Origin of the sequence: Parabacteroides faecis (assembly GCF_014647375.1) — a bacterium.
Classification (GTDB): domain Bacteria; phylum Bacteroidota; class Bacteroidia; order Bacteroidales; family Tannerellaceae; genus Parabacteroides; species Parabacteroides faecis.
In genome coordinates this window covers 329,759-350,971 of sequence record NZ_BMPB01000002.1, presented here as the reverse complement: position 1 = coordinate 350,971, position 21,213 = coordinate 329,759, and the positions used below count along the sequence as shown (strand labels likewise).

The following is a 21,213-nucleotide window of genomic DNA, read 5'->3' as shown; positions in this document are numbered from 1 at the left end:
ATGCAATGATAAATGTTATCTTTATAACGAAATAACAGATATAAACAAAATGATAAATTTAGGTAGCTGGATGAACAAAATCCTCGTCGGTTGGGGCGTGGATCCAAAAATTGCAAACACTTTCGATGAATTCATTATTGCTGTGTTACTGATTGTTTTAGCAGTCGGTATCGATTATCTATGTCAGTTCATTTTTGTGGGTAGTGTACGGAAGCTGTCGGAGAAGAGCCATTACTTCTGGGATACATTACTGATCAAGCGAAGAGTAATACATAATCTGGTACATGCCATTCCCGGCATTCTGGTGTATGCATTACTTCCGATGGCTTTCATACGGGGAAAAGAACTATTGCTGCTTTCACAAAAAGTGTGTGCCGTCTATATTGTATTTGTATTACTATTGGCGATCAACGGATTTATCCTTGTGATAATGGATATATACAACCACAAGGAAGTAAATAAGAACCGGTCGATCAAAGGTTTTATACAGGTCTTCCAGGTGTTGGCATTCTTTATAGGCGGGATTGTTATTATTGCTATTCTGGTCGGAAAATCACCGGCAACCTTGTTTGCCGGACTGGGTGCTTCGGCTGCTATCCTGATGTTGGTATTTAAGGATACGATATTAGGATTTGTGGCAGGCATACAGCTTTCAGCCAACGATATGCTGCGGCCGGGCGACTGGATAACGGTACCGGGCTCGAATGCAAACGGTGTTGTACAGGAAATTACACTAAATACAGTCAAGATACAAAACTTTGATAACACAATTTCCACAATTCCCCCTTATACGCTGGTCAATAACTCTTTCCAGAACTGGCGGGGCATGGTCGAATCCGGGGGGCGGCGTGTGATGAAGTCTATCTTTCTCGATCTGAATACGATCAAATTCTGTACACCGGATATGCTGGACACTTTTCGTAAAGAAATTCCCCTGCTTGCCGATTATCAGCCGGACAAAGGTGTTACACCGACCAATTCTCAAATATTTCGTGTCTATGTGGAACGTTATCTGACCAGTTTGCCGGTGGTGAACACAGACCTCGACCTGATCATCAGCCAACTGCAGGCAACCGAATACGGAGTGCCGGTTCAGATCTACTTCTTCTCCCGTAATAAAATATGGAAAGAGTACGAACGTATCCAGTCGGATATTTTCGACCACTTCTTCGCCATGATTCCTCAGTTCGAACTGAAAGTTTATCAGTATTCGGAATAATCTCCCCCTTCCCAAACGCAACAAGAGGCTTCCGCTCGCCCGGCGAAAACCTCTTGTTCGTGATTATTGATCTTCGGAGATCATTCTATTTCCGGACGGTCGCCACCACCACCATCCACTGTGAGCAACTTTTCATACTCGATGGTGCGGGGTTCCTTCAGCAAGGTTGTGCCGGAGGAGAAGGAGGTGACGATGCGCAAAGTGTACTGAGCCCCTTTCGTCAACGAATCGGGAACTTTCACTTCGACACACTTCGGATCGTTACGACGGATACGGTCAGCCACCTTCACCGGGTTGGCCCCGGTACTGTCGACAAAGAAAACGCCGATCGCTTCGCCTTCGCCTGCCACACGCAGTTTGTCGCCTTCGATGGTGATCACGTCGCCTGCCGTGATCGTGCCGTCGATAAAGCCTGTTGCACCGTCGGTCACCTTGTTGATAGAGGCACCGCTGTCTTTCACGCCGAGTATTTCGAGACCTACCTTCGCCAATGCTTCGCGCATTTTAGCCGAAAGGGTGATGTCGAGCGTCACTTTATGACGGGCCGGGTCGAACTGGTCTTTGGCAGTGATCCAGGAACCGGAGACACGGGGCGTGAACTGACAGTTGTCCGTCAGTACGCTGTATCCCTGCTGCACGGCTTCGCTGATGATGCGGTCGTGCTGCTTGATGATCGACAGCATGGTGTCGTACTTGATTTCGCTGCCTTCCACAACGATACGGCGGGCGATGTCTTCGTTGCGCAAGGTGTTTTTCATGGTAGACACTTCGGCTGTATAGTCGTTGTCTACGTCTTTGGTCAGGAGGTTGAGCCGCAGCCAAACCTTCCAGAAAAATTCATAAACTGCCATAATGTTTGCTGTTTATTTAGATGAATAATTGCAGTGGCCACCCTCACTCAGGAGGGCGGGTTAACTGTATTTCGGTTGTTTAGAGGATCACTTTAAAGGTCTTCCCTCCTACCTTTACAATATAGGCTCCTTCAGACAAAGGGATTTGAACATTGCCGGAGGAAACGCGGAGGCTTTTCACCAGCCGGCCATTGAAGCGGACGATCTGCACGTCTTCCGGGCCGGAGGTAGTGATCCGGATCACGCCGTCGCGGGCACTGACCGTTACACCAGCCTGCAGCCCTTCGTTGCCGACAGGAGAAGCGTTCTTCACAATGCCACTGATCAAGATCGTGAGGTCGGTGCTAACATACTTCACGATATAAGCTCCGTCGCTGCTGCGCGGTTCGAGGGTCTCGCCCCGGCTGGTGGTGACGACGGGTTGCGACTGGTTGTAGTCGGCATCGAGCGTGAGGTAGAAGCGGAAGCTGGTCCACTCCTCTACGGCATGATCACCGGCCGAGGGGTCGAGGGTAGCGCCTTCTACGGCAGGCAGGCTGACGTTGTAGTAGACAGGATCTGGCTCGGGTTCCGGGTCGGCGGCCTTAGTGACGGTGATGGGCTTGGTGAAAAGCGTCGTGGTGCCCACCGTGATGCCTACACGGTAAGTACCGGCGGCAGAAATGGTGATGGTGGAGGTAGTCGAGCGCAATCCCTGCGTGGCGGCCTTCGACTGCGGCACGTCCTGCCAAACGCCGGCGGCATCCTTCTTTTGCAGGGTCAGGACGGGAGCGTTTCCTTCCGGAATGACGATCTGAATATTGACCGCAGAAGCGTTTGCCGGAATCTCGGCGGTCGGCGTGGGCGGGTTATAACTGAGGATCGGTGTACCACTGTTATCTACCACCTTGGTCACAGTACCTGTCTGGTCAGTGAAGGTGCCGCTGTTGTTCACGTAGATGCCGGTAACGGTCAGTTCTTTGGCGATCTCTTCGGTCAGGGTAAAGTCGATGCCACTGCCGATGGTGAGCTTATCGGTCACTACTTTATCGAAGAATACGTCGGCGGTTTCGAGAGTGATGTTACCGGCGGCGGTATGGCCATCCCCCTTGATCGTGGTATTGGGCCTGGAGATGGTCACCTCCTCGTCCGGGGTTGTGATCGTCACGGTGATGTCGGACATGGAGTAGATGTCGTGCGTCTTCCCGCCTTCAAACAGGTCGGTCGCGGCGTTCTGTAGCCGTGTCTCATCCATCCACGCCTGGTAGAACTTTCCCTGAGGGGCAAAGAGGGCATACGCCTTGCTGGTCCCGTCGGCGGCGAAGTCGAGGGAGACGACGGGCGTTACGTCCTCGTAGACCCGCACCGTCTTACCGGCCTCCGGGGCGACATCAAACAGCAGCGTGAGCAGCTCGGGGGCCGTTCCCTCGTTGTTGAACTTCTCCGTGCCGACGGCCATGAACCGGACATTGGGCGTCGGGCCCGGGGTTATCGTGCCCTGAGTTATGTTCCAGAAGCCACCCTTGACGGTGATATCCCCGTCGAGGGTCAGAGCGCCGCTGTTAAACAGAACCGAATTATACCCTTCGATGGTGAAGGGTTGCTCGGCACGGATGGTTAGCCTGCCGTTGTTAGAGAAGGCGGCGCTCGCGTCCGGATTCTCTGTCACGATCCGCGATCCGCCCGCCCCGGATACCAGCAGGGTAAAGCTCGCGTTGCTGACCGTGCTAAACATCGCGTTAACGGTTGCCTCCCACAAGGTAAGTACCGGGGGGATGATACCTTGCGGGGTCTCGTCAATCTGGATACCTGTCCCGTTAAATACGCCGGTCAGGGTTCCGGTAAAAGGGATTGTGGGGGTTCCCGGATAGTCCGAGGTGGCGTACACCCATCCATCGGCCTCGGTGTAAGAGAGGAAGAGGTTGCTGCCGGGCTGGAACGCGGACAAGTCGAGGTCGGAATAGGTGTAACTGCCCGTCACCAAGGCTTTCAAGGCAGAGTCGGTGAGTTTGCTCTTGTAGGCCTCCACGCTCCTCCCGTCCACGACGATACTTGTCAGCTTGGGACAGTTACTGAAGGTCCCGTCAGCGAAGTCGTCAGGCGGGGTCTTGCTCTCGATCGCGACGGTCTCCAGCAGGGGGCAGTCGCTGAACATCCCAGCCACGGAGGATACGTCTCCCTGGATCGTCGCCTTCTTCAACTTCAGAGCAGAACTGAAGATATTGCTGCCAAGCGTGGTGACATGAGCCGGGAGGATCACCTCCTCCACAGTGAGGTTCGAGAAGAAGGCCTGGTCCAGGATCTCCGTCACCCCTTCCGGTACGGTATACTGGCCTTCGTAGATAACCACATTTTCCGGATAATACAGCAAGGTGGTCTTGTCTTTGTTGAAGAGGACGTTCTGATACTCGGCGAAGTAGGGATTATCGAGCGCCACCGAGAGGCTTTTGATAGAGGAACCCCTGAAGGCCTCGATATAGGTGACGTTATCGCTCTTGAGGCTCTTTACGCTTGCCGGGAGCGCTAGTCTTTTCAGCTCGACGCAACCGTCGAAGGCACCGGCCCCGATGCTTTCCAACCCCTCCCACAACTCCACTTTCTCAAGTTTGTTGCAGCCTATGAACGCGTTTTGGCCCAATTGTTTCAAGGAGGCCGGAAGGCTCACTTCTACCAGGCTGATGCAACCCTCGAAGGCATTCGCCCCGATGGTTTCGATTTTGTCCCATAGGACCTCGGTCAGGTTGACGCAACCTTTGAAGGTATTGGCTCCGATGACGGTTACATTGTCCTGTATATATACCGTCTCCACCTGTGGCAGGATCGCCTGGTTATCCTGCAGGCTGGTCGCATCGTTGTCCAGAATGCGTAGAATCTTACCTTCCAGCGACCATCCGGTTCCGCTGGTTGCCTGAGCCGCGGTTCGTGCGGGCAGGAGCATGAGTAGCATCATCAGGATGCTGAGGCCTACGCCAAGTAAACGGTGTAGGCGGGTTGTTGTCTTTTCTTTCATACGCTTTAAAATGTTAGTTATTATTCTTTTATATATGGTTGTTATTATTCTTGATTCATGTTCTTTATAAGTATTGCATCAGCTGCTGCGAGATATCTGCATCAGTTGTTGCGACGTCTTTGCATCAACTGATGCGAGGGTATCGCAACGGGTGATGCAATGTTGCTATTCTTCTGCTCTCAGATTTCCAAGGCTGCAAATCTCGCGGCATTCGTTGAGAGTTACACCTCCCGACCCGGTGTAGCGTGTGCGGATAATCGCCGTGTAGCTTCCCGGAGGCAGGTCGGCAGGGACGCGGGCAACGACCTCGGAGGGCATGTTGCGGGTCAGGCGGCGGCTGACGCGGTATTCGGCCTGCGTGGAAGTGTTGCGGAAGAAAACGCCTGCGTCGGCATCGTCGGTGGTCACTTTCAGTTTTTCGCCTTCCAACACCACGTCGTCGCCGCGAGTGATGAAGCCGTCGGTGCGTCCGGTGGCGGCATCGGTGATGCGGGTGATGCTGAGGGAGTCTGTCCGGTAACGGTTGTCGACGATCTCGACGCCTATCTGCCGGAGCATTCTGCGCATGAGGGGCGTGAGGCGGAGGGCAACGGAGCAGGTGTGCGTCTGGGGGTCGAAGGGCTCGGTGGTCGTATCCCAGAGGCCTTGTATGCTGGGGGTGAACTGGCAGTTTTCGGTCAGCACGCGGTTGCCGAGCGTCAGTTCGTGGCGGATACGTTGTTCGTAGCGTGCGATAATGTCGCTGATGGTTTCTGCTTTGATCTCACATCCGTCGGAAAGGATGCCGCGAACGATGTCGTCGTTGCGCAGTGTGTTTTTGCCGGACAGGACTTGCGCAATGTAACCCGTTTTGCCTTCTTTGCCGAAGGGGGTGGGACGAAAATGCATTTTCCAATAGTGAATGAAGTTTGTCATATGATCGTTCTTGTTGTCGTTGTTCACGTACCACCGTTCAATGCTGGGGTGATAACCGTATCAAAAATAGGGAAGCGGACGCGACGGCAAGTTGTCAAAACGTAAAACACCATGAATTTTGATGTTTAGACAACAATAATGATAGGAATGCCATGGGTTTTGATTAGTTTTGCGGCAAACATAAAACAGATGCCTCTACAGATTTCACATTATTTGTTGTTAACGCTTCTCTCGTCGGTTGTAATCATGGCCTACGGCTTTCAGCTGTTGCTGAATGTTCCGGGAGAAAAAGACCTCACGGTCTACCGCTTTTCACGGCGTGTACTGGCGGCTGCCTATCTGAGCCTGGCGTCGCTGGGCATCCTCGAAATATTCCTTCAGAACGAGACGTCCGAAGGGGCGGTGGTCAGTTCCTTTACGCTGGTGATCGCTGGCTTTCAGGCGTTTCTTTTCACCTTTGCACTGATTGCGCTGATACGTCCCGATTATATTACCCGCCGCCTGCTGGGGGTGCATTTCGGGGTGATAACGTTGGTTTCCGCCGTATTGCTTATCAGTTTGTTCGGTTTCGGGGAGATGGTTCATACCGTGATATTCCGGCTGTGTCTGGTGGGATACGTGGGGCAGTTGGTTTGGTATGTGCGTAAATTCCGGCAGATTTACGGGGAAGGTATCCGCCGGTTGTCAGACTTCTATGCCGAAGACGAGGACAGACGGCTCCACTGGATCAGCCTGTGTTTCTACATGGCGCTGACGATCGGTATCCTGGCGCTTGTCGGGGCTTTTATGCGTTCGTTCTACTATCATTTCTTTATACCTTTATATACGGTGTTTTATGTCTACTTTGCAGTGAAGTACTGTAATTACGTGCCGGTTTTCCATTATGTGCTGCGTGGTATAGCGTTGCCCTCTCCTGCTCTATCGGTGGAGATGAGTGATACGGAAGACATCGGCATCATGCCGGAAGTGGTTATGGATACGGCAGAGAAAGATCCTTCGAATGTGGTGGCGGCGTTCAATAATAAGCAGTTTACAGAAAGGCTTCAACAATGGATCGAAGACAAGAAATATCTCGAAACGGGCAAGAACCTGAGTGATGTGGCGGAAGAGCTGGGCACCAACCGCAGTTATTTCTCCCGTTACCTGAATACGCATGAGAAATGCGATTTCCGCAACTGGCGTAGTAGACTCAGGATAGAAGAAGCCAGTCGGCTTCTTCTGATTTATCCGGATAAATCAGTATCGGGTATCGCTGAAATGGTGGGCTTTTCAGACCGCAGTAATTTTCATAGGCAGTTCACCACCATCATTGGGATGTCGCCGCAAAACTATCGCAAAAACAGGGAGTAAAACAACATTACCATTTTCATATTGAACTTTTATTCATTAGTTTTGTATTGTATTTATAGGAAATATCTAAACGAAACATGTATGAGTGAATTACAACAATGGATTAACAGTTACTTGATTAAATGGGGTTTAGTACGCGACTCGGCTAATATCTGGGATAACCTGATCGTATTACTTCTCGTTATAGCAGTAACTGTCGGTATCGATTATACCTGCCGGTATATTTTTCTGGGATTATTCAAACGCTTCGCCAAAAGAACCAAAAACCAGTGGGACGATCTGATCGTGGAACGGAAGATCATCAACAAGCTGATGCACCTGATTCCGGCCATTCTGGTTTATATCATGCTCCCGCTGGCACTTCCAAGGGCTGAAATGCCAACATTACTCGGCATCCTTCAAATGATTTGCAGTATCTATATCGTAGCTGTCATATTGCGTTTTATCAATGCGGCATTAAATCTGCTCCTCGAAATATACAACCGGAAAGAAGCCTTCAAGAATAAGCCGTTGAAAGGGTTTGTACAAATCATTCAGGTGCTTGTGTTCTTTGTCGGGTTCATCATTATCATCAGTATCCTGATTGGAAAATCACCAGCTACACTATTTGCCGGATTGGGAGCTTCGGCTGCTATCCTGATGTTGGTTTTTAAAGATACGATACTTGGTTTTGTTGCCGGTATCCAGTTATCTGCCAATGACATGCTCCGTCCGGGTGACTGGATCACGATGACTAAATACGGGGCCGACGGAACCGTAATAGAAGTAACGCTGAATTCGATCAAAGTACGTAATTTCGATAATACGATCACTATGATACCACCCTATGCGCTCGTCAGCGACTCTTTCCAAAACTGGCGGGGCATGCAGGAATCAGGCGGGCGACGTGTCAAACGTTCGATCAATATCGATATGAACAGCGTACGTTTCTGTACACCGGAAATGCTTGATAAATTCCGTAAAATATCCTTACTGACCGAATATATCGATACTAAGCAACAAGAACTGGAAAGATATAACAAAGAACATAATATAGACGGCTCCATCAAAGTGAACGGGCGCCGTCAAACCAATCTCGGTGTTTTCCGTGCTTATCTGGTAAATTATCTGAAAAGCAACCCTGATGTGAACAAGGATCTGACGTGTATGGTACGCCAATTGCAACCGACAGAAAAGGGAATACCGATGGAGTTATATTTCTTTGCAGCAACAACTGTCTGGATTCCTTACGAAGGCATTCAGTCTGATGTATTCGATCATATTCTGGCTGTTTTACCGGAATTCGATTTACAGGTTTTCCAGGAAGTGTCAGGTTCGGATCTGCGTCATTTGAGGATTGAAACTGCTAACTAAGCATAAACAAAAAGGGACTTTTATGTAAGTCCCTTTTTTATATCAATCAATTTCTATAAAATTCTTTTGTACAATTTCGTAGTAAGCGAATGGAGGCTTAACATATTCCTCACCGCCTTCTGCCTCTTTCAAGGCTTCTGCTTCATAGTCTATTTTCCAATAACGATTATATTGGGTTGTGACATAGATCGGTTCAAAATCATTATCATCTTCTTTAAAGAATAACATTGCATGTTCACCGGCAACCGGTTCGCATTCTTTCGGTAAAGTCAGCCACGCTCTGATCTGCGCTTTAAGCTCACTATCATCAAAATAAACCAGATGATCCATCAACTCAATAAAAAGCTCCCAGCTGATATCATACGGGAAAGTCAATGCAAACACTTGTTTCCCCATCGGATGGATACGAATGATCGCATCATATCGACGGCTATTATATATGTCGGTAAATACACGTAACAGCTGTTCCACATCAGCTTCCTCCAGTCCGGCAACAATCACTATTTTATCATTGCTGACAGATATATTAGGACGTAAAGCCGGATCTGGCTTTGCATCTTTTTTCCGGAACTTATTCCGCAAATAAAGAATCAGTACGACAATTATAGCTAAAAAGAACAGGTACGTTTTGAGCGGCAGCTTCTTACTGCTTTTTTTCGTATTTTGCACCACTTTTATTCCGTCGTCATTCAGATTGAAAGTAACAGGAATAACTTTTTCATCAGCAATATTCTCTCCGTTACGTGTAGCCGGTATCCATTTTCCGCTTGTCAAACCTACCAAACGGATCGCTTCATCATTCAGCAACGGCTCCGAACCAAGAAAAACATGCGGATCGGTAACTGAACCGTCAGGCTCTACCGTACAAGCAATAAGGACAGTTCCACTCACCTCTTCCCTGACGGCTTTTTCCGGATATTCCATGTTCTGCCGGATAAACCAGAATTGTGCGGACGATCCACCGATATATTCAGGGAAAGTGCGGTCGGAACCCTCGGAACGGTCGATCGGGCTATAGACACCTTCATTCGTTTTTAACAAATAAGTAAGCATATATTGATCGTCATCCGCACGACTGAAACTCATGGAACGGTAACCCAATTTAGGTACATTATTTATCTGCTTCCCGTCATTATCCGGAGGCAACAATACGACATCCATCATTCCCACTTTTATTATGGAGAAACGCAGACCGTTCAATACATGCAGATAAAGAGACTGGCAAGCCATTTCTTCTCCCGATTCACCAGTCTTCCGGACACTTTCAAACCGATACTCCCTGGCGATAGAGACCGTATTTTTATAATCATCAGCAAAAGAATAAATCAGACTGATCCTGGCACCGCCTAGCAAAGGAATAGGCTCGGTTATAAGCCCTTTCAGTTTGGGATTATCGGGTGTAAAAGCCGTAAGCTTTCCTTTATCCGTTCCAAAACGAGTCAGTTTATTGACCGGAAAAACAGATTCCAGACGGAACAGAGAAATATCCTTATCATTTGGTTTGGGTTCCTCAATGATCAGACTATCCAGATAAGGTCTGACTTCCTGCCGTAAGCGAAGTTGCTCTTCCGGTAAATTGTTTTGTTGCGCCTTTACTCCAGATATTCCGCTGATAAAAACAGTCAGGAGTAGATATAGAATCGGGGTGGCTTTCATGATTATAGAAATATTTAGTTTACATCAGAACTGGAAATAGATAAATGGTTGTACACCTGCACTCTTGAACTGTACTACAACGAAAACCATAATCGCCAGGATGACTGCCTGCACCAATAACGGAGAACGGGTAACGACACCCTGCAAAGCATTCTCGGCCGATTTTGGCATAAAATGTAATACATAACCGATTATCATCAATATAAAAACGCCTTTATAACCAGTAACAAACTGTGTAAATACTTCCGGATGGAAATTTGTACAGATTTGCGTAAGCATCTCTTTTACTGTTTGCAGCGAGTCGGCACGGAAAAATATCCAACCAAAACATACCAAATGGAATGTGATCAAAATCCCCAACACCCTGCGCCAGGGTTTCATTTCCGATCCCAACGGTTTAAAACTACTGAAACGCCCCATTATAAACTTATGAATAGCCAACGCCACGCCATGTATAGCTCCCCAGATGATAAAACTCATGGAAGCACCATGCCATAGGCCACCTAGTAGCATTGTGATCAGCAGGTTGATATAAGTACGGATTTTCCCTTTCCGGTTCCCTCCCAACGAAATATACAAATAATCTTTCAACCAGGAAGAAAGAGAAATATGCCACCGACGCCAGAATTCAGTAATAGTTGCCGATTGATAAGGTGAGTCGAAGTTCATATTGAAACGGAATCCCAATAATAAAGCGATACCGATCGCCATATCCGAATAACCGGAAAAGTCACAATAAATCTGTAAAGCATACCCGTAAACACTTAGTAGATTTTCCACCCCGGTATAAAGTAACGGCGCATCAAAAACACGATCTACAAAGTTCAAACTGATATAATCGGAAATCACCGTTTTCTTAAACAGACCACACAGAACCAGAAATAAACCTTCCCCAAATTCAGAACGGGTAACAGTCGGATTCTTATAAATTTGAGGAATAAAATCGCGGGCACGAACAATCGGCCCTGCCACCAGCTGAGGAAAAAACGATACATAAAACACATAATCGATCCAACGTGTCAATGGTGTAATCTTTCCCCGGTACACATCGATCACATAACTGATCGTCTGGAATGTAAAGAATGAAATACCGACAGGCAGGAAAATATCCAATGGTTGATAAGTCACACTTTGCAGGGAGGTATTTCCAAACTGATAACCAAACTCCCGTGTAACAGAAGCGATGATCTCCAGCAGGAAATTAAAATATTTAAAATAACCCAGCAATCCCAGATTTATACATAAGCTAAGGACGACCAACAGCTTACGTTTCCATTTGGTCGCCGTGTGATATATTCCCTGTGCAATACAAAAGTCGGAAGTCGCCGTAAACAACAACAGGAAAAACCAGAATCCGCTACTCTTATAATAGAAATAAAGAGAGAACAGTGTCACATATATAATACGGGCCAGCAAATGCTTCCTGAGTGACATATATATGATCAGGAATCCGATGAAAAGAAAGAAAAACAGTCCGCTACTAAAAAGTATCGGTGCATTGTGCTGGTAGGTAAGCACATCTCCCAGTTTGGACAAATCAATATTATCGAACATTGTTATCTGCTATATATCGGTTATAGGTTTGCATCAGTGCACGATACAATAAAGTTCCCTGCTCCTGATAGCCTTCTTTAGTAAAATGAACGCGGTCTCTCCCCATCAATCCGGCTTTATGCCATTTAGCACTCGAGCTCTTACCTCCTGTTGCAGCAAATAAATCCCAGCAGGCCACACCTTCACGACGGGCCACATCGACAATAGTCTTAGCGGCGCGTTCTGTATTTTCATTGCGTACATACGTACGTTTCTTATTCACATACACCCGTTTATAACATTCCGGAGGCGTAGTAAGCAAGATCGCAGTATGCGGCATCTGTTTCTTTACCAAAGAAATAAAAGTTTCAATCTGTCCGGCAAACTCACTCCGGTTAAAACGTCTGCCGAAAGTCTCATTCGTTCCCAAAGAAATAATCAGCAACGACGGATTCAGCAAGGCTAGCTGGCGGACATAATCTTCATCCGTGTAATTCACGTACATAGCACCGTTTACTCCTACCGAATGATAAAGAATCCCTGGCTGGCCGTTAGTCAGATTGAAACCATAATAAAGATTTTTGAAAGAAGAAGCAGGCAACAGTTTGTCTGTCCCTTGTTTCCGACGGGTACTTTGTAACTGTAGCGTATCGATCAGGCCGGAGATACGGAAAGTATCGGTAATCACACCCGGAGCACAAGCCGTTTGGCTTAAAATCGTTTCTATCGAATCCTTCATCTTTCCGGCAGGCAACATCGGCATGGACTTTTCACCACGATAGATGACAGCCTGATTGAATGAATAACCGGCTCCGTTGTTGGGCGCCATACTTATATCCAAATTTATGGACGGAGATACGGATTGAATACCAATTCCTCCCGGTCCGATCGGACACTTCCTGTTATGCTGGATACAACGTCCGGCCACCCATTCCCGGATAACAGAGGAGATAAAATAATCATCCGGCTCATTCGTCTTGCTTAACTTGAACGGAGCGATCCAGCCACGTCCGGCATTACCGAACTGCTGCTGCAAAAGACGCATGGTCCGCCCGCTGTAATGACCTGCCTGAATATGGGAATCGCCTAACTGAACAATCGTGACGACTGTATCTTTCCCTGCACGCAGAGAATCGAGTGCCGCAAAAAAATTATGTAAAGGAGCGTAGTCACTCACACAACTGTCAGCCTCCGACAACAGAACAGAATCGATAGCCGCCCCCATTTTATAAGAGGCAAAAGGCAAAGCAACCGTATCCGAAACAGCCAGTGTATCAGGCAAAACAGTATCATCCTGCAACGCAACACGGGAAGGCGAAAGATTTTTCGCCCCGACGGTGATTGCAATCAGCGCCAACAAAACCGACAAATTAATTAACCACTTTGTCTGCTTCATCATAAAACTCCTTTTCTAACAATAACGCATTGAATAATGCTGTGGCTATCTCACGTCCTCCCCTGAAACTCAGGTGGGTATAATCTTTGCTTGCCCAATTGTTCTCTACGAAACGGACCATACTGTTCTCGCCTCCCATGGCACCGAAAGTATTCCAGAACGGGATACCGACTTTACGGGCGATCTGCCGCTGGGTATGAAGCATAGCCAATACGGCAGGCATCGTTTCAAACTCCCCGTCTTCCTGATGACTACGGTCGGAAACTCCCAGCAACAAAACATCCGATTCCGGGAAACAAGCCTGTACGTGACGGACTGCTTCCACCATACGTTTATCGTACCAGCCATAATGCAGTACACTATCGCTCACCACATTCAGTCCATATTGTAGGATAATCAGATCATATGGCCGTACCTCGTTCAGGCTTTGGCAACGCGAACTGTCCAGGCGGTTCAGGATCATACCGGAATTACCCCGTAACGAATAATTATCTACCACGACTCCTGAATTATCTTCCAAAGCAACACCTAAAGCCCGGAAACCTTCCGTCTCCGTAAAAGAGAAAGTTGCTTCGGTGAAATTTCCTTTACGCACATATTGAGTGATTGTTGTCGTTGGCGGTAATATTTCATTGATCGTATCCGGTTCCCCGTTATAATGCAATTTCATCCGCGTCCCCGTATTCTGTTCATACAGGAATTTCAGCGATGAAGCTGTTTCCAGTTCAGGATAACGGTTAGTTGTTTTGAGAGAGACGGTGACCTTTTCCTCTTTTTTAGGTTCAAACATCATACCGGAAAGTGTATAACCATGTTCATGGTCAGTCAGCATCGACCATGTATGCCAACCTTCCGAACGTTGTTCGATCGTCGGACGGAACTGAGCGGCAACGGAAGTAATAGGAACAAAACCAACCCCGCGTCCTCCAAACTCTTTCTGTAAGGCTGAACGCAAATCGGCAACGACAATATCACCTTCAATGAACGAATCACCCAGGAAGGCAACACGTACCGGCCGACCCAACTTATCCCGTTTCTTCAACGCCGTAAAGAAACGCTTCAAACCGATATGCCCTACCGAATAATCTTCGATATGCGTACCGAGCGAATCGGCTCCCTGAACGGAATACATCACGTTATACAAGGAATCGCGTAAAGCCAATGCCGCCGAGTCAATCCCCGTCGAACGGATGATCGAATCGCGCAAAGCCACCGAATCAATTTCCAGTGTATCCGGCTGTTCGAGCTGTTTACGCAGCGAGTCCATAGACAGCGATTGCGTTTTTACCCGTAAATCCGAAAGTAAGTCAACCTTTTTTATCTTCTGACCGAACATTCTGTCCGGCAGATAATATAGTCCCAGGCAGATGCAAAGCGTAATTAGCAAAAGAGCCAGTAATCTGCCGAAATTATCTTCTTTATTCATTTACTCATTCTTACGAAGGTGCAAAGATAAAGATAAAGTTGGTATGTTCGTGTATTGTTTCAGAATTAGAAAGAGACTTTTAAAAGTTCCGGTATTTCAGAAGGCTCGCTGGCCACCCTGATTCCGGCCTCTTCCAAAGCCCGTATTTTCTCTACGGCAGAGCCTGAACCTCCGGAGATGATTGCTCCGGCATGCCCCATCTGTTTCCCGGGCGGAGCGGACTGTCCGGCAATAAATCCGACAACCGGTTTGGTGACATGCTCACGAATATATTCGGCAGCCAACTCTTCTGCATTGCCGCCGATCTCACCGATCATCACGATCGAATGTGTCTCCGGATCATTTTCAAACATTTCCAACAAATCCCGGAAATAAAGTCCGACCACAGGATCGCCGCCCATTCCGACCGCGGTAGATTGGCCCATACCTTTGGCGGTCAAATGATAAACCACCTCATAAGTAAGCGTTCCGCTCCGGCTGAGTACCCCTGTATGACCTTTTGTAAAAACTTTTCCAGGCAAAATGCCTACCAGACTCTCACCCGGAGAAATCAGTCCGGGACAGTTCGGACCGATCAACTTCGCTCCTTTTAACTGAACGAAACGATAAGCCTTTATAACATCGAGTGTCGGGATTCCTTCCGTTATACAAACGATCAGTTCTATCCCTGCATCAGCCGCTTCCATAATGGCATCTGCTGCAAAACGGGCCGGAACAAATATAATGGAAGTATTCGCCTGTGTCTGCTGCACAGCATCATACATTGTATTAAAAACCGGGATATGCTCGATAAGAGTACCACCTTTGCCCGGCGAAGTCCCGCCAACAACATCAGTGCCATATTCTTTCATTTTCAATGCATGAAAAAGTCCGTCACGCCCGGTTATCCCTTGTACGATCACTCGGGTCGATTTATTTATTAATATGCTCATAATGATTTTTTCTTTATTTACTGTTTATTAGATGCTTCAACAGCCATCAGGGTGGCTTCTCCCATTGTCTCAGCGACTTTGAAACGTGTATTGCGCAACAAGTCACGTCCTTCCGCCTCATTCGTTCCGGTTAATCGGACAATCACCGGAATATCTGTATCGATCTGCTCAAAAGCTTTCAGCAAGCCGTAGGCAACATCATCGCACCGGGTAATTCCGCCGAAAATATTGATCAACACCACTTTCACCTGCTTATCCTTCAGAAGAAGTTTCATTGCCTCGATCACTTTTTCAGGATTGGAACTACCTCCGATATCCAGGAAATTGGCCGGATTTCCGCCATACAACTTGATCAAATCCATCGTAGCCATAGCCAGTCCGGCACCATTCACCATACAGCCGATCTCGCCATCCATATGTACATAACTAAATCCTTTTTCTTTTGCCAGTGTTTCTGTCTTTTCTTCCTCGGTTGGCTCGAACAAAGATAAAACACCGGGCTGACGATACAATGCATTATCATCGAAAGTCATCTTGGCATCGATAGCAATCAAAACTCCTTCCCGGGTCATTACCAACGGATTGATCTCAACCAGCGAAGCATCTTTCTCAATAAAAAGCCTGTACATATTCTGTATAATTGCCGCCATCTGGTTTACCTGTGCACTGCTAGCGAATAAAGTAAAAGCAAACCGGCGAGCCAGATAATCCGGGATTCCGATCAGTGGATCGATCCTGAAATGAAATATTTTTTCCGGACTTCTGCGTGCCACCTCTTCAATATCCATGCCTCCCTCCGCACTCATCATCAAAACAACCGAACGCGAATTACGGTCGATAACAAAACTGACATAATATTCGAGATGAATATTTACCGCTTCACTGACAATCACGCGGGTAACCGGATAATCTTTGATCGTCATACCTAAAATACTTTCAGCATGTTGTAAGGCTTCCCCAGCATTTCCAGCCAGTTTAACACCTCCGGCTTTTCCTCTTCCTCCGGTCAGAACCTGCGCTTTGATCGCAACTTTTTCATTTCCGAGCTGGCTGAACGCAGCTGTAACTTCTTCCGGCTTACTACACAGGATGTGTCGTTCTACCGGAATTCCATAATCTGAAAAGAATTTCTTTGCCTGATATTCGTGTATCTTCATCTGGTAATAATTTAGTGGAATTTATTCTCTCATCTCTAATAACATTCAAATAAACGAAGAAGTTGTTGAAGTAAAAGGATATATCAGACTGCTTTTCAGCATAAAAGCCCTGTAGACGCCGGATTCAAACACATTCTTTATTTCCCCTGTTTTATAATAATCAATTTATAAATACGTTACTTTTGCAAGGCTTTATCGAAAGAAAGCCCATCGCGATCAATAAAATAAGAATTAGCTGATATGGAAAAGTTGAAAGAGAGAAAATGGAAAGTGCTTGAAAGTACCTATCTTCACCGCAAACCGTGGCTGACAGTACGGAGTGAACGGGTCGAACTGCCCAACGGCAACCAGATTCCCGAATATTTCGTATTTGAATATCCTGAATGGATCAATGTGATTGCCATCACGAAAGATAAAAAATTCGTTTTTGTCAGCCAATACCGCCATGGACTGGGAGAAACGTCCTATGAACTTTGTGCCGGCGTATGTGAAAAAGAAGACGGCTCTCCCCTCTTTTCCGCTCAACGTGAGCTCCTGGAAGAAACAGGCTTCGGCAAAGGTTCCTGGAACGAATATATGGTGATCTCGGCCAACCCGGGAACACATACCAATCTGACTCATTGCTTTCTGGCAACCGACGTCGAACCCGTCACTGCTCAACATCTGGAAGACACAGAAGACTTAGCAGTCCATATCCTCACACTCGAAGATGTTTTAGAACTATTAAAAACAGATCAGATCAAACAGGCCATACATGCTGCCCCGCTTTGGAAATACGTGGCAGAAAACCATCTGCTCTGACCTTCAAAGGACAAATCGCCCTGTATTAATCGAGATTTATTAGGATAATTCATTCTTTTTTCTTATGTTTGTTAGGGAAGAATATGAGGAGGATGAGTTATGAGCAACATTTCAGATTATATCGAACAATTTGTCCTTGATAAACTGAACATGTTTAATGAAGGAAGAAATGAGGATAAAGGCGTATATTACATTCTTTTACCTAACGAAAAGACAGCCTATTATACGCTTTGGTTCTATAACCCGGCGGCGGAATATCATCCTAATATATTCCTTTCTACCTTGGACGTCAATGCCATTAATTCGGTCGGGAAAGCAATGAAAGCCGTGGCAAACTCTTTTGTCAAACTAACGGTCAAGATACGCATCGAATCCATCTCACACAATGCCGACGACATGATCTCTTTCGGCAAATATCGGGGGTATCATCTGTTTGAAGTAGCCCTGATCGACCCTAAATATGTCACCTGGATAGCTAACAAATACGAGGCACACGTTCAAAGTGAAAGGCGCTTCAAGGAGCTTGCGGCCACTTATTCATGGTTTTATCAGGATCTCAATACTTCCCGAATACATAAAATGCCGGTAAGCCGCTTTGTCGGAACGATAGACGAGAAACTGACTGATTTGCATCTTACTATCCGCCGGATCAAGATAGAAGACAATCCTTATAAAACCCGTGTGATCCGGGGAACGACTCACTTTTATGTCGATCAAAAGATCATTGCGGCCGATGATTCGGAAAATCTGTTTTTCTTTACTATCCGTGCAACCGACCGCAGCCTGGAAAGCGGAAAATTAAGCAATTCCGACCATGCCTACCAGGTCGGAGAAAAACTATATATACGCTCTGCCAAGGTAATCAAACATTATGCATCCCGAAATATACGGTACACGAAATTGGGGTATGTAAAGTTTAAATAATACAATAAGCTTTTAGTCTGATAAAATCCCATTCGAATCCATTTTTAATTTCTTCCGAGAGGAATTTGAATTTCATTCGGAAGAAAATTTAGTTTCTCCCGAATATATGTTTTTCTGCACAAACAAAGATGAAAATTTTATTTTTGAGAAAATACACAAAGAAAAAACGATTATTAAGGCATTTATCCAAAAACAAGCGCATATTAGCAAATCAGCCATAAAAAACAGCAACAGCAACGCGTACATACGCGTGCGTGAGAGCCACGGAGAGCAAAAACTTCCTGCCATTTTCTTTTTCGACATTTCTGTTATTCAACATCTTTTTTTATCTTTACCGCATTATATCCGGAAAACATGTTTGCAAAAAAAATAACGCTCATACTATCAGTCTTAGTTGCGCTCTTTATATTCAATGAGCCTATCATTGCCCAAGAAAAAGCTTTTCCTAAAAGTGGAGAAGGAATTACCCTTTTCCTGAAACGTCATAACCGTGTAGGGAAAGAGTATCACGATGAATTTATCAAATTAAACAAGACCAGGCTCGGCAGTGGTAATTCGCTGAAAATGGGCGTTAAATACCATTTGCCACCTTTAAAGGGCGCGGCGGCTACAACTGCGAAGAAGCCTAATTACGAGCCCTTATTCGGCAAGGAATTAGCCCAATACCAAGTCACCTCTTCCGAATTGAAAGGCTGTTGTTTTTATCTGGTCAGCGGACATGGCGGCCCCGACCCCGGAGCCATCGGAAAAATGGGGAACGTCGAACTTCACGAAGACGAATATGCCTACGACGTCATGTTGCGCTTGGCACGTAATCTGCTTATGCGGGGTGCCAAAGTGCATATCATCATCCAGGATGCCAAAGATGGCATTCGCAATGACCGCTTCCTAAACAACACCAAGCGTGAAACATGCATGGGTGCCCCGATCCCATTCAACCAGGTGCGCCGCCTCGAACAACGAAGCGAAAAGATCAACTCACTGTTCAAAAAGGATAGAGAACTTTACAAACGCGCTATCTTTATGCATATCGACAGCCGTAGTAAAAGTCATCAGACTGATGTTTTCTTCTATTACCAGGATAAAAATTCTGAAAGCAAACATTTGGCAAAGACCATGAAATCCACCTTCGAGCATAAATACAACCGGCACCAGCCCGGTCGCGGATTCACAGGCACTGTCGGTCAAAGAGGATTGTTCGTCTTAAGAAAAACAACACCTCCTTCCGTATTTGTCGAATTAGGCAACATACAAAACAGTTTCGACCAAAAGCGATTTATTCTCAGTGACAACCGCCAGGCTTTGGCAAACTGGTTGTGCGAAGGTTTTGTCACTGACTACAAACGCTACAAGAAAAAGCTGAAATAAATGCTTTGACAATGAATTATTAGCCTCTGAAATACCGATTAATCCACAGATTAATCGTACCTTTGTGTAATTTTATTGTTGAATCGTTTTAAATAACCATGAATAATTCTTATATATCTCCATTTGCTAAGCCCGTTTATGTGATGTTGAAACCTGTCGGCTCGGTGTGTAACCTGGCGTGCGATTATTGCTACTACCTGGAAAAGGGAAAACTATATCCGGAGGTGAAGAATCATATCATGAGTGATCAGTTACTGGAAAAATTCATCAAAGACTATCTGGAATGCCAGACAATGCCTCAGGTGCTTTTTACCTGGCATGGCGGCGAAACACTGATGCGTCCGATCAGCTTTTATAAGAAAGCGCTCGAACTTCAGCAGAAATACGGACGTGGACGGCAGATCGACAACTGTATCCAGACAAACGGAACCTTGTTGACAGACGACTGGTGCCGCTTCTTCAAAGAAAATAATTTTCTGGTCGGCATCTCGATCGACGGTCCGCAGGAATTCCACGATGAATACCGCCGGAACCGCCAGGGGCTTCCCTCCTTCTACAAAGTGATGAAGGGGATCGAATTGTTGAAAAAACATCAGGTAGAATATAATGCTATGGCTGTGGTAAACGACTACAATGTTGATTTTCCACTGGAATTTTATCATTTTTTCAAAGAAATAGACTGCCATTTCATTCAGTTTGCCCCTATTGTCGAACGATTGGGATTTCACCAGGACGGGACGAAGTTAACTTCGCCGGAACAACAGGATGCCAATATCAAACTGGCACCATTCTCTGTCGATTCCGGAAAATGGGGGGATTTCCTTTGTACGATCTTCGATGAATGGCTGAAAGAAGATGTCGGGAATTATTATATCCAGCTGTTCGACGCTACACTGGCAAACTGGGTCGGAGAGCAACCGGGCGTATGTACGCTGGCCCGGACATGCGGACATGCCGGAGTGATGGAGTTCAATGGCGATTTATATGCGTGCGACCACTTTGTGTTCCCTGAATACAAGTTAGGAAATATCTATACGCAGACATTAACTGAAATGATGTACAGTCAAAACCAACTTAAGTTTGGTGCAGACAAATACGATAAACTCCCCACTCAATGCAAAGAGTGTGAATTTCTCTTTGCCTGCAACGGGGAATGTCCCAAAAACCGCTTCCTGCATACAGCCAGTGGCGAACCGGGATTAAACTACTTATGCAAGGGCTACAAAAAGTTTTTCAAACATGTAGCACCCTATATGGATTTTATGAAAAAAGAATTATTAGCCCAGCGTCCGCCCGCAAACGTGATGCAATGGGCTAAGGAGAACAGGGATACTCTATAAAAA

At 46.5% G+C, this 21,213-nt stretch carries 16 protein-coding genes; 7 read left to right on the top strand and 9 right to left on the bottom strand.

Going from position 1 to position 21,213, the window contains the following annotated elements:
• Nucleotides 1-49: 49 nt before the first annotated feature.
• Entirely contained in the window at nucleotides 50-1,219 is a 1,170-nt protein-coding gene (locus tag IEY67_RS03980; RefSeq protein ID WP_183669897.1) for a mechanosensitive ion channel family protein, read from the top strand.
• An 80-nt stretch (nucleotides 1,220-1,299) separates the two neighbouring features.
• Here the strand turns inward: IEY67_RS03980 and IEY67_RS03975 are convergent, their stop codons facing one another.
• From IEY67_RS03975 to IEY67_RS03965, 3 genes are all read right to left on the bottom strand, one after another.
• Nucleotides 1,300-2,070, bottom strand: a complete 771-nt coding sequence (locus tag IEY67_RS03975; RefSeq protein ID WP_122372994.1) for a DNA-binding domain-containing protein — start codon at nucleotides 2,068-2,070, stop codon at nucleotides 1,300-1,302.
• Between the two features lie 79 nt (nucleotides 2,071-2,149).
• Complete coding sequence (locus IEY67_RS03970) at nucleotides 2,150-5,059, bottom strand: leucine-rich repeat domain-containing protein (RefSeq protein WP_183669895.1); 2,910 nt, start codon at nucleotides 5,057-5,059, stop codon at nucleotides 2,150-2,152.
• A gap of 165 nt (nucleotides 5,060-5,224) precedes the next feature.
• Nucleotides 5,225-5,974: a DUF4469 domain-containing protein gene (locus IEY67_RS03965; RefSeq protein WP_183669893.1), complete on the bottom strand. Its 750-nt coding sequence runs from the start codon at nucleotides 5,972-5,974 to the stop codon at nucleotides 5,225-5,227.
• Between the two features lie 189 nt (nucleotides 5,975-6,163).
• On the opposite strand from IEY67_RS03965, the gene IEY67_RS03960 reads away from it, so the two are divergent.
• Entirely contained in the window at nucleotides 6,164-7,324 is a 1,161-nt protein-coding gene (locus tag IEY67_RS03960; RefSeq protein WP_183669891.1) for a helix-turn-helix domain-containing protein, read from the top strand.
• 81 nt (nucleotides 7,325-7,405) lie between these two features.
• The gene (locus tag IEY67_RS03955) at nucleotides 7,406-8,677 is read left to right on the top strand and encodes a mechanosensitive ion channel family protein (RefSeq protein ID WP_183669889.1); all 1,272 of its coding nucleotides are present in this window, start codon (nucleotides 7,406-7,408) and stop codon (nucleotides 8,675-8,677) included.
• Nucleotides 8,678-8,719: 42 nt separating this feature from the next.
• Here the strand turns inward: IEY67_RS03955 and IEY67_RS03950 are convergent, their stop codons facing one another.
• The 6 genes from IEY67_RS03950 to sucC all read right to left on the bottom strand — a co-directional run bounded on the left by IEY67_RS03950 (nucleotide 8,720) and on the right by sucC (nucleotide 16,777).
• A complete protein-coding gene (locus IEY67_RS03950; RefSeq protein WP_183669887.1) occupies nucleotides 8,720-10,333 on the bottom strand; it encodes an energy transducer TonB in 1,614 nt (537 codons plus the stop codon).
• Between the two features lie 24 nt (nucleotides 10,334-10,357).
• Complete coding sequence (locus IEY67_RS03945; RefSeq protein ID WP_183669885.1) at nucleotides 10,358-11,887, bottom strand: MBOAT family O-acyltransferase; 1,530 nt, start codon at nucleotides 11,885-11,887, stop codon at nucleotides 10,358-10,360.
• A complete protein-coding gene (locus IEY67_RS03940; protein ID WP_373292239.1) occupies nucleotides 11,877-13,262 on the bottom strand; it encodes a GDSL-type esterase/lipase family protein in 1,386 nt (461 codons plus the stop codon). The genes IEY67_RS03945 and IEY67_RS03940 overlap by 11 nt, the downstream gene beginning before the upstream one ends.
• The gene (locus IEY67_RS03935; RefSeq protein ID WP_183669882.1) at nucleotides 13,237-14,688 is read right to left on the bottom strand and encodes an SGNH/GDSL hydrolase family protein; all 1,452 of its coding nucleotides are present in this window, start codon (nucleotides 14,686-14,688) and stop codon (nucleotides 13,237-13,239) included. The genes IEY67_RS03940 and IEY67_RS03935 overlap by 26 nt, the downstream gene beginning before the upstream one ends.
• Nucleotides 14,689-14,753: 65 nt before the next feature.
• Nucleotides 14,754-15,620 (bottom strand): succinate--CoA ligase subunit alpha, encoded by an 867-nt coding sequence (gene sucD / locus IEY67_RS03930; RefSeq protein WP_122352735.1) that lies wholly within the window; start codon nucleotides 15,618-15,620, stop codon nucleotides 14,754-14,756.
• A gap of 17 nt (nucleotides 15,621-15,637) precedes the next feature.
• Nucleotides 15,638-16,777: an ADP-forming succinate--CoA ligase subunit beta gene (sucC, locus tag IEY67_RS03925; RefSeq protein ID WP_183669880.1), complete on the bottom strand. Its 1,140-nt coding sequence runs from the start codon at nucleotides 16,775-16,777 to the stop codon at nucleotides 15,638-15,640.
• Nucleotides 16,778-17,017: 240 nt separating this feature from the next.
• On the opposite strand from sucC, the gene IEY67_RS03920 reads away from it, so the two are divergent.
• The 4 genes from IEY67_RS03920 to IEY67_RS03905 all read left to right on the top strand — a co-directional run bounded on the left by IEY67_RS03920 (nucleotide 17,018) and on the right by IEY67_RS03905 (nucleotide 21,210).
• A complete protein-coding gene (locus tag IEY67_RS03920) occupies nucleotides 17,018-17,578 on the top strand; it encodes an NUDIX hydrolase (protein WP_183669878.1) in 561 nt (186 codons plus the stop codon).
• Between the two features lie 99 nt (nucleotides 17,579-17,677).
• Nucleotides 17,678-18,502 (top strand): exodeoxyribonuclease X C-terminal domain-containing protein, encoded by an 825-nt coding sequence (locus IEY67_RS03915; RefSeq protein ID WP_183669876.1) that lies wholly within the window; start codon nucleotides 17,678-17,680, stop codon nucleotides 18,500-18,502.
• Nucleotides 18,503-18,856: 354 nt separating this feature from the next.
• Nucleotides 18,857-19,870 (top strand): N-acetylmuramoyl-L-alanine amidase family protein, encoded by a 1,014-nt coding sequence (locus tag IEY67_RS03910; protein WP_122352730.1) that lies wholly within the window; start codon nucleotides 18,857-18,859, stop codon nucleotides 19,868-19,870.
• 98 nt (nucleotides 19,871-19,968) lie between these two features.
• Entirely contained in the window at nucleotides 19,969-21,210 is a 1,242-nt protein-coding gene (locus IEY67_RS03905) for an anaerobic sulfatase-maturation protein (RefSeq protein ID WP_183669874.1), read from the top strand.
• Nucleotides 21,211-21,213: the final 3 nt, after the last annotated feature.

Excerpts from the sequence above, each read along its gene's own strand:
- IEY67_RS03980 (WP_183669897.1), top strand. The coding sequence starts at position 50 with ATGATAAATTTAGGTAGCTGGATGAACAAAATCCTCGTCGGTTGGGGC.
- IEY67_RS03940 (WP_373292239.1), bottom strand. The coding sequence starts at position 13,262 with ATGAAGCAGACAAAGTGGTTAATTAATTTGTCGGTTTTGTTGGCGCTG.
- IEY67_RS03960 (WP_183669891.1), top strand. The coding sequence starts at position 6,164 with ATGCCTCTACAGATTTCACATTATTTGTTGTTAACGCTTCTCTCGTCG.
- IEY67_RS03915 (WP_183669876.1), top strand. The coding sequence starts at position 17,678 with ATGAGCAACATTTCAGATTATATCGAACAATTTGTCCTTGATAAACTG.
- IEY67_RS03920 (WP_183669878.1), top strand. The coding sequence starts at position 17,018 with ATGGAAAAGTTGAAAGAGAGAAAATGGAAAGTGCTTGAAAGTACCTAT.
- IEY67_RS03955 (WP_183669889.1), top strand. The coding sequence starts at position 7,406 with ATGAGTGAATTACAACAATGGATTAACAGTTACTTGATTAAATGGGGT.
- IEY67_RS03945 (WP_183669885.1), bottom strand. The coding sequence starts at position 11,887 with ATGTTCGATAATATTGATTTGTCCAAACTGGGAGATGTGCTTACCTAC.
- IEY67_RS03975 (WP_122372994.1), bottom strand. The coding sequence starts at position 2,070 with ATGGCAGTTTATGAATTTTTCTGGAAGGTTTGGCTGCGGCTCAACCTC.
- sucC (WP_183669880.1), bottom strand. The coding sequence starts at position 16,777 with ATGAAGATACACGAATATCAGGCAAAGAAATTCTTTTCAGATTATGGA.
- IEY67_RS03910 (WP_122352730.1), top strand. The coding sequence starts at position 18,857 with ATGTTTGCAAAAAAAATAACGCTCATACTATCAGTCTTAGTTGCGCTC.
- sucD (WP_122352735.1), bottom strand. The coding sequence starts at position 15,620 with ATGAGCATATTAATAAATAAATCGACCCGAGTGATCGTACAAGGGATA.
- IEY67_RS03905 (WP_183669874.1), top strand. The coding sequence starts at position 19,969 with ATGAATAATTCTTATATATCTCCATTTGCTAAGCCCGTTTATGTGATG.
- IEY67_RS03950 (WP_183669887.1), bottom strand. The coding sequence starts at position 10,333 with ATGAAAGCCACCCCGATTCTATATCTACTCCTGACTGTTTTTATCAGC.
- IEY67_RS03970 (WP_183669895.1), bottom strand. The coding sequence starts at position 5,059 with ATGAAAGAAAAGACAACAACCCGCCTACACCGTTTACTTGGCGTAGGC.
- IEY67_RS03965 (WP_183669893.1), bottom strand. The coding sequence starts at position 5,974 with ATGACAAACTTCATTCACTATTGGAAAATGCATTTTCGTCCCACCCCC.
- IEY67_RS03935 (WP_183669882.1), bottom strand. The coding sequence starts at position 14,688 with ATGAATAAAGAAGATAATTTCGGCAGATTACTGGCTCTTTTGCTAATT.